This window comes from Bacteroides cellulosilyticus (assembly GCF_020091405.1).
In the GTDB taxonomy this organism is placed as follows: domain Bacteria; phylum Bacteroidota; class Bacteroidia; order Bacteroidales; family Bacteroidaceae; genus Bacteroides.
Genome location: NZ_CP081903.1, coordinates 6,134,548 through 6,151,421, shown reverse-complemented (window position 1 = coordinate 6,151,421; position 16,874 = coordinate 6,134,548). Strand labels below are relative to the sequence as shown.

Here is a 16,874-nt window from a genome sequence, read left to right as displayed (position 1 = left end):
AAGGCTTTGACACGGTTTTGGTAAGGTGAAGAACTGTAAACTATTACTTTTACATCCTAGTTTTTCAGTTTTTATACTTACCTTTGTCTTAATATAAATAACATTGGTATGAAAGAGTTGACTAATATAAATTTTCGGCGATATAAATGGCGTTTGCCCGCTCTGATAGCTTTATTGGTGGTTGTTGTGGCAGGTTCCTTTTGGCTGAATACGGCTCCGTTCCGTTCCGGGTTTGAGATAGCGGATGAGTTGGGAGGCAACATCTTTCCTTCCAGTATTCTTTCTGTAGCGACGACGGATGCGCAAGTCATTGTTCCGGCTGATTCCTTATATGTGGGTAATTCTAAATCCTGCATTTCTATCCGGATTCGTTCTGGGAAGGCGTATAGCAGGGTGCGTATTGAAGTTGCTGAAACTCCGTTTTTTTCCCGTTCCGTATCTGAGTTTGTGTTGGCTAAACCACGGACGGAATATACGATCTATCCCGATATTATCTGGAATTACGAAGCGCTGAAGAATAATAACCAGGCGGAACCGGTTAGTGTGGCTGTTAAGGTCGAAATGAATGATAAAGATTTGGGGCAGCGGGTTCGTACTTTTTCTGTTCGCAGCATCAATGAATGTCTGTTGGGGTATGTTACGAATGGGACTAAGTTTCATGATACAGGAATTTTCTTTGCGGCATACGTTAATGAGGAGAATCCGATGATTGACAAATTGTTGCGTGAAGCACTGAATACCCGTATTGTCAATCGTTTCTTGGGCTATCAAGGTGGCAATGCTGAAGTGGTGGACAAGCAAGTCTATGCTTTATGGAACGTGCTTCAAAAGCGTAATTTCCGTTACAGTTCTGTTTCCAATACCAGTTTGTCCAGTAATGTGGTCTTTTCCCAGCGTGTTCGCACGTTTGATGATGCGCTGGAGTCTTCGCAGATTAACTGTGTGGATGGTAGCGTGCTGTTTGCTTCCCTGCTTCGTGCCATTAATATAGAGCCCATATTGGTTCGTACTCCGGGACATATGTTTGTGGGGTATTATACAGATGCTGGTCGCAAGAATATGAACTTCCTTGAAACTACCATGATTGGTGATGTGGATCTGGATGATTTCTTTCCGGATGAGAAGCTAGACTCAACGATGGTGGGTAAATCACAGAATCAGATGTCACGTCTCACATTTGATAAGTCTAAGCAATATGCTAATAATAAGTATAAGCAAAATAAAGAAGGCATCCACTCCGGTAAATTGAACTATATGTTTCTGGAAATTTCTAAGGATGTGAGAAGGAAAATTCAACCGATAGGAAAGTAGAAGAGAGGGTGCATTATGTAAATGCGTAGCTAAAAGTTGTTGGCGGAATTTGTTCGTTTTTTCATTTTATCTGTTTTTTCTTAAGTCAACTTTGGCTATTTCATCTAACTGTTAACTATGTATTTTCCGGATAAGTCAGAAAAAAATCCTTGAAAATGGACTAAGTTCTTTGGGAACTTGGTGTGTTTTCTCCATTGGAAGCTTTAACTGAATATGGAGAAGATATCCCAAATAATGCAAGCAATACTAATGATAAGCAATAATTTCTTTTCATAAGCTCTATAATTTGGATTTGTTTGCAAATATATGAATATTTTTAATATTTGCCGCATAAATTACATTAAAAATATGCAAATGAATACTAATATATTTGCTTTTATACTTTAGCAAAGTATGAAATATCGTATTAACATATTGGTTTTTGATTTTTATAAAATCATATTGATTTAAAATATGGGATGTTAGCTTTAAAAATGATGTATTTGATGCATTATCCTTGTTGTTATGCTTATAAAATAACTTTTTATCTGTTTATACGATGTTTTTTTTATCCTAATATTGATATGTAAAAATTATATTTTATAAGTATTTATTCTATAAATAGAATTCAAGATGTAGTAGAAAATAAAGAATATAATTTGAAATTAAGACCATTCTTCTTTATTAATTAAGCCAAATATTAATATCAGATCATTAATTGAAATGAAAAATAAATGCTAATACATTAATTTGATTGTTTGCTTTTGCTGATGTAAATTTCTTAAGTCATATTGATTATTTGTCACATATTATAAAGTAAATATCAGACTGTTAGATGAATAATAAAAAAAGCGAATGAGATATTTTTAGAAACATGAAAAGAATAAGATAACCAATAAGGGTTCGGCATATGCCTATGTAATTTTTACTAATACAAGTTCCCAAAGTACTCAACAAGCGAAGAAAATCACAGGTAAAGTTGTAGATGCAACAGGTGAACCTATTGTTGGCGCCAGTGTATTGGTGAAGGGTACTGGCACAGGTACCATAACTAATGTTGATGGTCAATTCTCTGTGGATACCCAGCAGGGTAGCACATTGGTAATCTCATTTGTGGGATACACTTCAGCTGAAATTAAGGTGGGTGCAGGAAGTGTATATAATGTGACTTTGAAAGATGATACTCAGACATTGAGTGAAGTTGTTGTAACTGCGATGGGTATCAAGAAAGATCGCAAGTCATTGGGATATGCTATTGATGACGTGAGTGCAGAAGAACTTATGAAAAATAAGAGCGTGAACCCAATCAATTCTCTGGCTGGTAAGATAGCAGGTGTTAATATTACGCAGGGTGGTGGAGCTGCTGGTGCGGGTTCTCAAATAATCCTTCGTGGCGGTACTTCACTTGAGCGCGATAATCAACCTGTGTTTGTTGTTGATGGTGTAATTTATGATAACTCCACTACTGTAGTAGGCAATTCTGCTTTCGATGGTAGTACATCAACTGCTTCTACCCAATCAAACCGGGTGATGGACATCAACCCTGAAGATATAGAGAATATGTCAGTACTCAAAGGTCCTGCTGCAGCCGCACTTTATGGTTCTCGTGCTGCTGCTGGTGTCGTTATCATTACAACTAAGAAAGGAAAAGAAGGTGCTGTTGAAGTGAATTTTTCAACTAAATATATTACGCAATGGGCTAAATCTCTTCCTAAAACCCAAAATAAATATAAAAGAGGATTTGCTGAAGATCAATATGATTCAAGTGGCAAATATACTGGAACGACATTCAATGATTTTAGCTATAATTCATGGGGTGAAGCAATAACTGATGGAGCTCCTACTTATGACAATATCGGAGACTTTTTTCAGCAAGGCGGTGCTTGGGATACTAACGTAAGTGTAGCCGGTGGATCTCAAAATAGTAACTTTTATCTTTCAGGTTCTTATTATAATCAAGATGGTATTATTCCTAATACAGGCTATGAGAAAGCAACATTCCGTTTCAATGGCGAACAAAAGTGGAAGATATTCACCTTTGGTGCAAATGTAGCATATTCTCAGGCAAATACCGATAAGACGCTTACTTCTGCAGGTCTTTATGGATCAAGCGGGTCGGGTACAATGACCAACTTGTATCGCTGGTCGCCTACCGATGATATGAGTCACTATTTGAACGAAGACGGTACACGCTATCGTATGTTTGGCGATCGTCTTGACGTAGTTGATGAACGAGATAACCCCTATTGGATTCTCAACAAGAATAAGCTGCAAGATAATACCGAACGTTTCACTGGTAATTTCAATATTAAGGCCGACATTACCGATTGGTGGTGGATCAGCTATCGCATGGGCATTGACTCTTATACTACTGACGACTCAAAAACACTCTCTGCTGGTGGTGTTTATAAACTGGCCTGGCAGAAGGGCATGTATAGCGAAAACTCTTATCGCTACAAATATCTTTCTACTAATTTAATGACAAACTTCGCCAAGCGGTTTGGAGACTTTAATTTTAATCTGATGCTTGGTACTTCTACCGACGACACTCGTTCCTGGTCTAATTACCGAATGGCCTGGAATTTCGAGATTCCCGATTTTTATGCATTTGACAATGCGACAAATGATAATCGTGACTTTTCGAGTGCTCGCAGTCAAAAACGCCTTGTAGGTGTGTTTGGTGAATTTCGTGCTGACTGGAAGAATACGGTATTCCTGACCGTATCGGGACGAAACGACTGGTCTTCGACACTACCAGTTGAAAATCGCTCTTATTTTTACCCATCTGTTAGTGGTAGTGTCGTGTTTACGGAATTCCTTCCAAAATCCGACTGGTTGTCATTTGGTAAGGTTCGTGCAAGTTGGGCACGTGTAGGTAAAGATACAAGTCCATATTCCTTGGATACGGCATTGTGGCCAAGCCAGTCATTCCTTGGCGGTCTTACAGGTGTAAGCAACTATTGGACTGCCGGTAATGCCGCCTTGAAACCTGAGATTACGGAATCTGTAGAAATCGGTGTTGAATTACGTTTCTTCAATAACCGTTTAAAGGTGGATTATGCATACTATACCAACAATTCTTACGACCAGATTATGTCGCCTCGTTTGTCTAATGCAACAGGTTATATCCTTCGTTCGGTGAATGCCGGTGATGTATATAATAAAGGTATGGAGCTCAGTATTGGTGGTACTCCGATTCAAACTAAAGACTGGAGCTGGGAATCTACTTTTAACATAAGTGGTAACCGTGGTACGGTTAAGAATCTGCTTGAAGGTGTGGAAATACTTTATGTGACTGATGTGCAGGTAGGTAATGCTAAAGCGGCATCTTTTCCTAATGGTAATTTTATGGCAATTTCGGGTAGTCAATGGAAGCGTGATGAGCAAGGTAATGTAATGCTTGACAAGAATGGGCTTCCCACAAAAGACAGTGCAGGTTCAAATAGTGTTAATCGCGAAATTGGTAATCGTGAACCAAAATTCTCTGGCGGATGGAATAACACAATCTCATACAAAGGATGGTCACTTAATATGCTGTGGGAATTCCGTGTAGGCGGACATGTGTACAATGGTACGGAATATGCAATGACATTGGCCGGTGTGAGTGAGCTTTCCGCTAAACGTGAAAAGATTGAAATATCAGGTGTAAACACAGATGGTAATTTCGTAACTAACACTTTTGAAGCCAATAAGACTTATACTTACAATGGTAAAGAAACGAGTGGTAGGACAATTATTGCTAATTATTATCAGGATATTTATCCCTATGAGACTGCAAACTTCATGACGAAAGTCAATGCGCTTCGTCTTCGTACTTTATCACTCTCATACACTTTGCCAAAAACGCTACTTGCCAAAACAAAAGTTATCAAGCGTGCTTCAATTACAGCTTCTGCCAACAACCTCCTTCTTTTCACCAACTATAATGGCGATCCGGAAGTTGCGGCAGCCGGATCAGGTGCAGTTGGTTCATCTTCGGTAGGCATCGACTATTGCGGTGTTCCTTCGACGGCAAGTTTTGCATTTGGTGTTAATTTGACTTTCTAAATATTGTCTAACTGCAGGAAAAACAGAATATAATATGAAACTATATAAGAAAATAATTCTTGGAGTGGCAGCTTGCGTTTCGCTTTCTGCATGTAATGATTGGCTTGATGTAAACACCAATCCGAATACCCCTATATCTACTGATGCTGAATTTCATCAGCGTGTGCCTTGGATGCAATTTTATATGAGCCATATCTATCATATTGTTGCCTCTAACACGAGCTTTTATTGTGGTCATTTCTATCGTAACAATGCCCGTGAAGGTGGAGCTGCTAAATGGCAACTTGATTCTTCGACTCGTGCCAGTAATGCACAGCAGTGGTTTTTTACTCAAGTAGGTGTGAATTGTAATGACTTGTATAATCAGGCAATGGAGGCGGGTGCTTATCATTATGCCGGTGCTGCCAAATTCTTTAGGGCTTATGGCTTTATGATGCTTACAGATCTATTTGGCGAAGTGCCTTATAACGAGGCATTTGGCGAAAAACCTTCTCCGGCTTATGACAATGGTAAGACTATATTCCTTGGTTGTATAGCTGACATTGATGAAGCAATACAACTATTTTCCAGGCGGCAAGAGACTATAAATGGTGTTACTCCTAAAACGTTGGCTGAAGGTGATAGCTGGAATGGTGGTGATGCAGATAAGTGGCTTAAAATGTGCTATCTTCTAAAGGCCCGATGGTTGAACCACTTGATTAAGAAAGAGGCTGGCAGCTACAAAGAAGGCAAGTATGATGCTCAGGAAATTCTTAACTGTCTGGCTAAGGCTCAGCAAAGTAATGCCGACAATACTCTCATCAGACATACTGATACTAATACACCTTCTCATGATGTGTTGGGGTGGAATGAACCGGTGGATTATTCTGCTCTTTATTCTTGTATCGGCATGAACAGTAATATCTACATTACCAAGAATTACTACGACAACCTGACTAATTTTGATGGTAAGGGTGTAGAAGACCCGCGTGCCGACAAGTTTATCCCCTGGACCCGCTCAGTGAAGGGAGCTGCTACTCCTGTTGATATCAAATGGTCGGATGATGGTAAATGGCGTCGCTCAATGGGTGTTGATATGCAAACTGATATCCTTAGTCAATCAGGCCCTTATGCATTGTCATTCAACACTTCTACCCAGAGTTGGTATTGTGACAGCCCATCCCGTCAAGGCGATACTATCTACGTGTGGACAACTTGTGGTGGTACCGGCTACTCAGGAGGGATAGATATCCTCTATCGTCGTAATAAGAGTTATGATAGTTCGGCACTCAGTGGTGTATTTTATGCCCGTGCTACAAGTCCTACTTATATGGCTTCCTATGCTGAGGCTTGTTTTATAAAAGCAGAGGTGCTTTTCCGACAAGGAGAAAAGTCAGGTGCATTCACTGCGTATAAGGATGGTGTTAAAGCAAGTATTGATGCTGTTAACGATCAAATAGCAGTGTGGACTTCTGAGGATACAAATTTGAATTCCTGTCCATCGTTTACTCATATTGAACAAACGGAAATTGACAATTTCTTGAACAATGGTTTGGGAAATGCTGACAATCTTACTCTTGGAAAAATTATAACTCAAAAGATGCTTGCGATGCCATTCTCTAATGAGAACTGGAATGATATGCGCCGTTATGATTATGATACTAATATATTTATGAATTGGGATAAACCCTATTACTACAAAACTACTCCTGCAGGTTTTACTTACTGTCCGGAAGGTGAGTCACCCCGTCGTTGGAAGCAAGCTTCGTATGAGTTGACTTACAATACTAAAAATCTTTCTGCAATTGGTGTTGAAGTTCCGGGGGCGGCTGAACTTGGTGATGGATGGTATAATAGTAATGTTATTTGTACCTTGCAGGTATGGTGGGATTCTAAACAACAATAAATTGTCACAGCATTTGATGGAAATGGAAACTTAATAGGAGAAGATAGTGTATGCGTTGTAATATACTAAATGAATTTTCCGAAGACTCAAGCAGTCTTCATTCATAAATGATGATTGGGGCAGCCGGTTCGTGAGAATCGGCTGCTTTTTGGGATATTAGTCTATAAAATCCCATAGTTTATAGAACGTTAATTTAAATATCTTAAAATATTGGGAATCTATATATTTCATTGATTATCTTTGCGCTCGGAAACAGAAATATGATTTTCTTTGAAGTTTCATAGAGATTTAATAAGATATTGAAGACTGTAACGGTCTTCATTCATAGATGATGATTGGGACAGTCGGTTCGTGAGAATCGGCTGTTTTTTGTTTCTGTTTGTTTGCATATCAACGGATGTAATGTTACTTTTGCCGAACGAGGTCAGGTGGCCTCGTTATTAACCTCTGAATAGCAATGGCACAAAGCAAGAAATTTATCTCTCCGGGAGCATGGTTTTCCATGCTGTATCCCGCGGACTGGAATGAGTTTGAAGATGGGGAAGGCTCTTTTCTCTTCTATAATCCAAGTGAGTGGACTGGAAATTTTCGTATCTCTGCATATAAAGGTAACGCTATGTATGGTCGAGAAGTTACCCGTCAGGAACTGAAAGACAATCCTTCGGCAGTCTCCGTTAAAATAGGAAGCTTGGCATGTGCTTACAGTAAGGAGATGTTTGAAGAAGAAGGGGCTTATTATACTTCTCATCTTTGGATTACCGGTATGGATGATGTTGCCTTTGAATGCTCCTTTACTGTAAGCAAGGGATCATCCGTGGCCGAAGCCGAAGCCGTTATCGCCTCATTGGAAGTACGCAAAGAGGGAGTGAAATATCCGGCAGAGCTTATACCTGTCCGCCTGTCCGAAATCTACCAGATTAATGAGGCTTATGAGTGGGTGACTACTACTGTAAAAGAACAACTGAAAAAAGATTTCCAGGGTATGGAAGAAGATTTGGACAGCATGCAACAGGTTATTGACAGTGGTACTATCGGGCAGAAGAAAAAAGAGGCATGGCTGTCATTCGGCATTGCTGTATGCGTAATCCTTGCTAATGAAGTAGACGGCCTGGAATGGATGACTTTGATAGATGGTAATCGTGAAGCTCCTGTACTGCAGAACCTTATTACCGGAGAATGGATTGACCCTATGAAATTAGTGTGGAGCAAAGTGAAGGCAGGGGAACCTTGCAATTTGGCAGAAACCTACAAATCTTTACTCTGATCATTTGCCAACCAGCCATAAATCATAAATTATAAATCATAAATCTTAAACTGTGATTAGTTATCTTCAGATAGAAAATTTGACCAAGTCATTCGGTGATTTGGTATTGCTTGAGAATACTTCGCTCGGTGTGGCCGAAGGGCAACGTATCGGACTGATTGCCAAAAACGGCAGTGGTAAAACTACTTTGTTGAATATTATTGCCGGCAAAGAAGGGTATGACAGTGGAACCGTTTCTTTTCGTCGTGACCTTAGGGTCGGATATTTGGAACAAGACCCGCAATATCCCGAAGGACTGACCGTTCTGGAAGCTTGTTTCCATCATGGCAATAGTACGGTAGAACTGATAAAGGAGTACGAACGTTGCATGGAAACAGAAGGGCATCCCGGTTTGGACGAAATCCTGGTGCGCATGGATCATGAAAAAGCATGGGAGTATGAGCAGAAGGCCAAGCAAATTCTTTCCCAGTTGAAGATAAGAAACTTCGATCAGCAAGTAAAGCATCTTTCCGGTGGGCAGTTGAAGCGCGTGGCGCTTGCCAATACCCTTATCACTGAGCCTGACCTGCTGATTCTGGATGAGCCGACCAACCATCTCGATCTTGATATGACTGAATGGTTGGAAGATTACCTGCGCCGCACAAACCTCAGTCTGCTTATGGTGACGCACGACCGTTACTTCCTCGACCGTGTCTGTACCGAAATCATTGAAATAGACAATCGTCAGATCTATCAATATAAAGGAAATTATAGCTATTACCTGGAGAAACGTCAAGAGCGTATCGATGCAACGAATGTTGAAATAACCCGTGCCAACAACCTGTATCGCACTGAGTTGGAATGGATGCGTCGTATGCCGCAAGCCCGCGGGCATAAAGCGCGTTATCGAGAAGAGGCTTTCTATGAACTGGAGAAAGTAGCTAAACAGCGGTTTAATAACGACAATGTGAAACTGGAAGTAAAGGCCTCCTACATCGGTAGCAAGATATTCGAAGCAGACCATCTGTACAAGTCGTTTGGTGACCTTAAAATATTAGAAGACTTTTCTTACATTTTTGCCCGTTATGAAAAGATGGGCATTGTAGGTAATAACGGTACCGGTAAATCTACTTTTATCAAAATACTGATGGGAGAGGAGAAGGCCGATAGCGGAACGATTGATATCGGAGAAACAGTACGTTTCGGTTATTATTCGCAGGATGGCTTACAGTTCGATGAGCAGATGAAAGTGATTGATGTGGTACAGGATATCGCTGAAGTCATAGAGTTAGGCAATGGTAAAAAGCTGACCGCTTCCCAGTTTCTACAACATTTTCTCTTCACTCCCGAAACCCAGCATAGCTATGTTTATAAACTGAGTGGTGGAGAACGCCGTCGCCTGTATCTGTGTACGGTATTGATGCGTAATCCTAATTTCCTTGTGCTGGATGAGCCTACCAACGATCTGGATATCATTACCCTGAATGTGCTGGAAGAGTATTTACAGAATTTCAAGGGTTGTGTTATCGTAGTAAGCCACGACCGCTACTTTATGGATAAGGTAGTAGACCACATGTTAGTCTTCAACGGTCAGGCAGATATCCGTGATTTCCCCGGAAATTATACCCAGTATCGTGACTGGAAAGAAGAAAAAGCCCGGCTGGAAAAGGAGAAAGAAAAAGAAGCCTCTAAACCGCAGGAAGATAAAACCGCTAAAGTGCGTCTGAATGAAAAACGCCGGATGTCCTTTAAAGAGAAAAGGGAGTTTGAACAGCTGGAGCAGGAAATTGCTACATTGGAGGACGAAAAGAAAACTATTGAAGCTGCCCTGTGCAGTGGCACCTTATCCGTAGAAGAACTCACAGAGAAATCAAAGCGTTTGCCTGAGATCACGGATTTGATTGATGAAAAGACCATGCGTTGGCTGGAACTTAGTGAGATAGAAGAATGATGGGGTGATAGGGTAATAAGGTGTTAAAATGATAAATGATAAGATGATAAAATTATGAGCAACAGGACTGGAAATTTAACGAACTATCATAGTCATAGCTTATATTGCGACGGACGTGCTAATATGGAAGACTTTATCCGCTTTGCCCTGAGCGAAGGATTTACTTCTTATGGATTTTCTTCCCATGCCCCTCTGCCGTTTTCTACAGCGTGGACTATGGAGTGGGACTCTATGGATGACTATCTGCCCGAATTCCATCGTCTGAAGGCTAAGTATGCCGGACAAATAGAACTCTATATCGGTCTGGAGATTGACTATCTGAATGAAGAGAGCAATCCGTCTGTTACCCGTTTCCGCGAATTACCGTTGGATTACCGTATTGGTTCTGTGCACTTGCTTTATGATGATAAGGGAGAAATAGTGGATGTGGATGTGACGGCTGATAAATTCCGCAGACTTGTGGATAAACATTTCAATGGTGATCTGGTGAGAGTGGTGCATCTTTATTATGACCGTTTGATGCGTATGGTGGAACTGGGCGGTTTTGATATTGTCGGTCACGCTGACAAAATGCACTATAACGCATCTGCTTATCATCCCGGTTTACTGGATGAACCTTGGTATGATGCTTTGATTCAGGAATATTTTGATGCTATTGCCCGAAAAGGATATATCGTAGAGATTAATACAAAATCTTTTCTGGAATTGGGTACTTTCTATCCTAATGAACGCTACTTCCCTGTATTGCTTGAAAAGGGAATCCGTGTACAGGTTAATAGTGACTCCCATTACCCGGAGCGTATAAACAACGGACGCCTGCAAGCTTTGATGGCCCTGCAAGCGTCCGGTTATCACACTGTCACGGAGATGTACAATAATGAGTGGAAAAATATGCAACTCCTCATTCATACATAACTCCAGTGACTTTTCCTTATATATTATTTCTTCTTTAACAAGAAATCTTCAATTGCCTTTTGGTAAGTGGCTTTATCAGCTGCACCACGGAAAAGCTGAGGTTCTCCTTCCATCGGAATGAATACAAAGAGAGGAATGCTGCTTGCATTGAATAATGCGGCAAGTTCACGTTCTTTATCCACATTCACTTTGTAGATCACGATCTTTCCGGCGTATTCTTTTGCCAGATCTTTCATTATGGGCGCTGTCATGCGGCAGGGACCACACCAGTCGGCATACAAGTCAATGATGGCGGGTTTGTCACCCTTATATTTCCAGTCCTGGGATTTCTCGTAATCGAATACATCTTTAATAAACATATCCTTGTTCATTACGATTACTTCTCCGCTCTTGGCTTCTTTTTGTTCCGACTCATTGGGTTGTGCTTTTGCCCCATCCTTGCAGGCGAATGTCAGTACGCTGGCAAAAATCAGAATGGCAAATGTTAGTACTTTCTTCATAATGTTTGTCCTTTATGAATTTTGTTCAATGACGCCTTTCAGCTCACTGCCCTTAATAACTCCGGAATGACGCCAAACGGCTTCACCTTTCTTGAATACGATAAAAGTGGGTACCGCTTGTATACGATACTTAGCAGCCAGTTCCTCATGTTGGTCTACATCGATTTTCACGATGCGGGCACCATCACCGATTTGTCCTTTCAGCTCTTCCAATACGGGATGCATTGCCTTACATGGGCCACACCAGGTTGCAAAAAAGTCTACTAAAACAGGTTTTTCTGATTGTATAAGTTCTTCAAATTTCTCCATAATCTTTTCCTTTCTGTTATTAATTCATTTTTTTATAAATACAATATTAGTGTCGTTGTCTGTATAGTGAACAGTTCGTGGTACTTTTTGTTCACGCATCATTATTCTTTATGTCCGTTTAGGGTCTGTTTTGGCTATTTTTTAGAATACTTGTCATAATGAAACATTTTCCATTGGAAATCAATTCCTTTAAAAGAAACACCCCTACAAGTACTGCGTGATGGTATTTGTAGGGGTGAGTATAGTATCTCAAACAGACTTCTGACTGCTCTTATTCCGCAATCGTCAGCTCCTTGATGATATGTGAGGCACCGGCATACTTCTCTATGATAAATAAAGTGTAGCGAATGTCTACGCAAGCTGCACGCTGTGAAGAGGGGCGGAAGGCTATATCTCCTGTAAGTCCTTCATAATTGCGGTCGAAACCTGTACCGATGAGCTCACCTTTGGCATTGAATACCGGACTGCCGGAGTTACCGCCGGTGTTGTCTGTATTCACAATGAAGCAGATAGGCATTTCACCATTCGGCATGGCATAGCGTCCGAAGTCCTTAGCCTGATACAGTTGTTTCAATTTGGCAGGAACCACAAACTCCCAATTGTCGGGATCTTCCTTTTCCATGGCACCTTTGAGGGTGGTATAGTAACCATATTCCACTCCGTCAGCCGGTTCATAAGGTAATACCTTTCCGTAGGTGAGGCGCAGGGTGGAGTTGGCATCCGGATAAATGGGAGTACCTGCACTCCGCTTCAAATCCATCATACCTTTTACCCATACCTTGTGTGCGGCATTGTAATTCTTGTTGGCGTCTGCCATAGCAATGGCGGTCTGCAACAGTCCGTCTGTGATGGAATGTTTGAACAGTACCATCCAGTCAAATCCCAACTTATACGAGCCCGGTTTGCGGATGAACTTTTCAAAGTTTTCCTTCTTGCCGAAGATAGAGTGGTCGAAACAAGCATCGACAAAGGCATCACTGTTACCTTTGAAACGTTTGTCAATGACCTCAAAGATGCTGATGCGTTGTTCCGCCGGGATATATTGCATATAGGTCTGCAACATTTTTTTGGCGACTGTACGTTCCACATCAGGGAAAGGTACGGAAGCAAAGTATTTGTCGGCGGCCATTTTCAAGCTATCAGCGGCAGCCTTGATCTGTGCCTTGTCCTTGCTTTTCAAAGCAGCCAGCATGGCAGAAGTGTTGGGGATGCGCATAAAGTCCAGACCCGTCACCAATGCTTCCTGAATGGCCTGCTGGTGATAGAGGGCAGGGCGGCGATGCTCAACGATACTGCGTATTTGGTCGAATGCTTTCTGATAAGAATCATCCCCCTGTTCGCGTCCGCGGGCAAGGAGTTGTTCCTGCTGGGCACGTTTTGTGTCGAGTACTTTCAGGCGGATAAGCCCTTCGTTCATGCCAATGGCATTTTTCCAATAATTGGCAGACGAGGCATACTTACTGGCATAATGGATGCGTACAGCAGGATCTTTCTGCATTTGTTCCATCAAAACCTCCTGGCGAACACCACGTACATGATGGCGCATGAAATTAGTGGTTTGCATACGTTCTTCCACTTCGTCGGAAATCATATAGCGCCAGTTGCGTCCGGGGAATCCCATGACGAAAGTAAAGTCGCCTTCTTTGTAGCCGGCAAGGCTGATGGTAAGATGCTTCTTCACTTTCAGGGGAACATTATCCTTGGAGTATTCCACCGGATTTCCGTCCTTGTCGGCATATATGCGGAACAAAGAGAAGTCACCTGTATGCCGCGGCCACATCCAGTTATCGGTGTCCGCACCGAATTTTCCTATAGAGGAAGGAGGTGCACCCACCATACGGATGTCACTGTAAGTGGTTTTAATAAACAGGTAGTAACGGTTACCACCATAGAAAGCTTTCAGTTCGAGCTTGCGTCCCGGTGTCAGGGCAATGCCTTGTTCGGAAGAGAAGCGCTCGGCTACTTCCTTCAGGTATTTGGGCGACAGGTAGTTTGTACCGTTGGGATCCGGATCTATCTTTAATTGTTCGTTGACGTAGTCTGTTACATCCAGAATTTCATCAATGTAAGTGATGGTAAGTCCTTTACAGGGAAGCTCTTCTTCGCGGTTCATTGCCCAGAATCCATCTGTCAGATAGTCATGCTCCACTGTACTGTGCTGTTGGATAGAACCATAGCCACAATGATGGTTAGTCAGTACCAATCCTTCGGCAGAGATCACTTCACCTGTGCAACCGCCACCGAAGTGAACCACTGCATCTTTCAGGGCGATGCCGTCAGGATTATAAATCTGGTTCACCGGGATTAGTAATCCCAGTTCCGTCATAGCGACTTCGTTCTGCTTTTGCAGATCGGTCAGCATCCACATGCCTTCGTCGGCGCGGGCGAATAGCCCAGCGGATGTAATAAATAATGAAAGTAAAATTCTTCTCATACAAAAGTGCTTTAGAAGGGTTTTTAAGGGGGGGATAATGAAGGAACGGCTGAATGGGGAATGAAGTAACGACTGAACCTAATTCACTCGTTACTTCATTCCTATTCACTTATAGGGTCATTCCCCGATAGGGTGGTCTGTTACTCAACTATGTTCATTTCTTTAATCAAATGTTCGCATCCTCCCAGTTTCTCAAGGATGAACAGTACATAGCGGATGTCCAGATTGATACAACGTTGCAGGTTATTATCAAAATTGATGTCACCGCTGAGAGACTCCCAGTTACCATCGAAAGCAGTACCGATTAATTCACCGTTTGCATTCAGCACGGGGCTACCGGAGTTACCACCGGTGATGTCGTTTGTGCTGAGGAAGCAAACCGGCATATCACCGTTGGGCAGAGCGTAACGTCCGAAGTCTTTTTTCAGTATCAGCTCCTTCAGTTTGGCAGGAACTACGAATTCACGGTCTTCGGGATTTTCCTTTTCCAGAATACCGTCCGTAGTAGTGTAGTACTTGTAATGTACGGCATCACGCGGATTGTATGATTTCACGTTACCATACGTCAGTCGAATGGTAAAGTTAGCGTCCGGATAAGAAGGAACGGGTTCTTTCATTTCGCCCAGTCCGCGGATATATGCTTTGTGCAGTAATGCCAGTTCTTTGGAAGTACTGTTCAGTTCCTGTGCCAGTGACATCAGTTTTTCAATCTTGGCGCGTGAATATTGAGTTGCCAGATCCTTTTCGATAGCTTTCACCGTAGGTTTCTTGATGAATTTGTCAAAGTTAGTCTGGTTTGCCAGGATGGAATTGTCATACATGGCATCGATATAGGCGTTATAGTCGCCTTTAAACTCTTTTTCAATAACCTGGTAGAAAGCAGGGCGTTGTTCTGCCGGAATAATTTCGGCATATACCGGGAAGATAGCTTTGGCTACTTTGCGGTCTACTTCATGATCGTAGTCTTTATTATGGATGTCAGCAAAGACCTCTTTCAACTGTTCGAGAGACTTATTGATGAGAGAGTCGTTCTTTTCTTCCAATCCCTTTCTCAGGTTATCCATAACCATATACGGGCTACCGAATTCAATGGCACCACTGAATGCTTCCATCAGGTAGTAATACTGACCGGTTACCGGCATTGTCTGGTTTACAATGGCATCGATTTTTTCTACAACACCTTCGTACTCCGGTTTACCTTTAGCGAATTCTGCGAATTTCTTTTCCTGTTCTGCCTTTGTACCCAGTACATCATTATCAATGATCGCTTTATTCATACCGATGGAGTTCTTCCAGTAATTGCTGCTGCCGGCATACTTGTTGGCATATTGAATACGAGTTTTGTCGCTGGCAGCCATCACTTCTTTCAATACGGCGAGGCGTGCACCACGTATAGTGATACGCGGTTGGTTCTGTGCTTCCATACGTTCCTTTACTTCCGATACGGTGAGGTAACGGCTTGTGCTTCCGGGGAAACCCATGATCATGGCGTAATCACCTTCTTCCAGTCCCTTGATAGAGATAGGCAGATATTTGGGAGTCTTCAAAGGTACGTTTGATGCTGCATATTCTGCAGGATCACCATTAGCATCGGCATAGATACGGAACATGGAGAAGTCACCCGTGTGGCGGGGCCACATCCAGTTATCCGTTTCACCACCAAATTTGCCTACGGAAGAAGGAGGTGCGGCTACCATACGTACGTCTGTGTACACCTTCTTATAGAACAAATAGAATTTATTTCCGGCATAGAACGGCAAAGCTTGTACCTCAATGCCTTTTTTACCTTTCAGATCGCTCTTCTCGAACAATTCTTTAGCCAGTTTATTGAGGAACGGGCGGGTGAGTGCATTTACTTCAGTTACTTCACCGGCAGCGATCTTTTGGTTCACGATGTCCGTAATGTCTTCGATACGGTCAACGAACTGGAATTTCAATCCCGGAGTAGGCAATTCTTCACCACGGTTTTTTGCCCAGAAACCATCGGTCAGATAGTCATGTTCCACGCTGCTATGTTGCTGGATAGAAGCGTATCCGCAATGATGGTTTGTCAGAATCAGCCCTTCCGGTGAGATGATTTCACCTGTACAACCACCGCCAAAGATACCTACCGCATCTTTCAGTGATACTCCATTCGGATTGTACAAATCATCCGCTTCCAGTTTCAAACCTTGTTTTTTCATCAACTCAATGGAGTTCTGCTGTTTCATCAGTTGCAGTAACCACATTCCTTCGTCGGCACGTGCTGTAGAGCCGAACGCCAGCGCTGCAAGCGCTACTAAGTAGGTTCTAATTTTCAT

General features: G+C 42.1%; 10 protein-coding genes. 6 read left to right on the top strand and 4 right to left on the bottom strand.

The genetic code is table 11. From position 1 onward, the window contains the following. Positions 1–108 precede the first annotated feature (108 nt). The 6 genes from K6V21_RS23700 (at position 109) to K6V21_RS23675 (ending at position 11,331) form a co-directional block, all read left to right on the top strand. Entirely contained in the window at positions 109–1,311 is a 1,203-nt protein-coding gene (locus tag K6V21_RS23700) for a hypothetical protein (RefSeq protein WP_217715873.1), read from the top strand. Positions 1,312–2,178: 867 nt separating this feature from the next. Beyond that, positions 2,179–5,337: a SusC/RagA family TonB-linked outer membrane protein gene (locus K6V21_RS23695; protein WP_224322090.1), complete on the top strand. Its 3,159-nt coding sequence runs from the start codon at positions 2,179–2,181 to the stop codon at positions 5,335–5,337. Positions 5,338–5,371: 34 nt separating this feature from the next. After that, the gene (locus K6V21_RS23690; RefSeq protein ID WP_224320082.1) at positions 5,372–7,222 is read left to right on the top strand and encodes a SusD/RagB family nutrient-binding outer membrane lipoprotein; all 1,851 of its coding nucleotides are present in this window, start codon (positions 5,372–5,374) and stop codon (positions 7,220–7,222) included. Between the two features lie 457 nt (positions 7,223–7,679). Continuing rightward, positions 7,680–8,486 carry a DUF3805 domain-containing protein gene (locus K6V21_RS23685; protein ID WP_217714378.1) on the top strand — a complete coding sequence of 269 codons (807 nt, stop codon included), beginning with the start codon at positions 7,680–7,682 and terminating at the stop codon, positions 8,484–8,486. Positions 8,487–8,538: 52 nt separating this feature from the next. Next, positions 8,539–10,416: an ABC-F family ATP-binding cassette domain-containing protein gene (locus K6V21_RS23680; RefSeq protein ID WP_217714377.1), complete on the top strand. Its 1,878-nt coding sequence runs from the start codon at positions 8,539–8,541 to the stop codon at positions 10,414–10,416. A gap of 54 nt (positions 10,417–10,470) precedes the next feature. Beyond that, positions 10,471–11,331 (top strand): histidinol-phosphatase, encoded by an 861-nt coding sequence (locus tag K6V21_RS23675; protein ID WP_224320081.1) that lies wholly within the window; start codon positions 10,471–10,473, stop codon positions 11,329–11,331. A 23-nt stretch (positions 11,332–11,354) separates the two neighbouring features. On the opposite strand, the gene K6V21_RS23670 is transcribed toward K6V21_RS23675, so the two are convergent. The 4 genes from K6V21_RS23670 to K6V21_RS23655 form a co-directional block, all read right to left on the bottom strand. Then, positions 11,355–11,831: a thioredoxin family protein gene (locus K6V21_RS23670; protein WP_224320080.1), complete on the bottom strand. Its 477-nt coding sequence runs from the start codon at positions 11,829–11,831 to the stop codon at positions 11,355–11,357. A 12-nt stretch (positions 11,832–11,843) separates the two neighbouring features. Beyond that, positions 11,844–12,140 (bottom strand): thioredoxin, encoded by a 297-nt coding sequence (gene trxA, locus K6V21_RS23665; protein ID WP_007214477.1) that lies wholly within the window; start codon positions 12,138–12,140, stop codon positions 11,844–11,846. Positions 12,141–12,411: 271 nt separating this feature from the next. After that, complete coding sequence (locus tag K6V21_RS23660; RefSeq protein WP_224320079.1) at positions 12,412–14,574, bottom strand: S46 family peptidase; 2,163 nt, start codon at positions 14,572–14,574, stop codon at positions 12,412–12,414. A gap of 140 nt (positions 14,575–14,714) precedes the next feature. Continuing rightward, a complete protein-coding gene (locus K6V21_RS23655) occupies positions 14,715–16,874 on the bottom strand; it encodes a S46 family peptidase (protein WP_224320078.1) in 2,160 nt (719 codons plus the stop codon).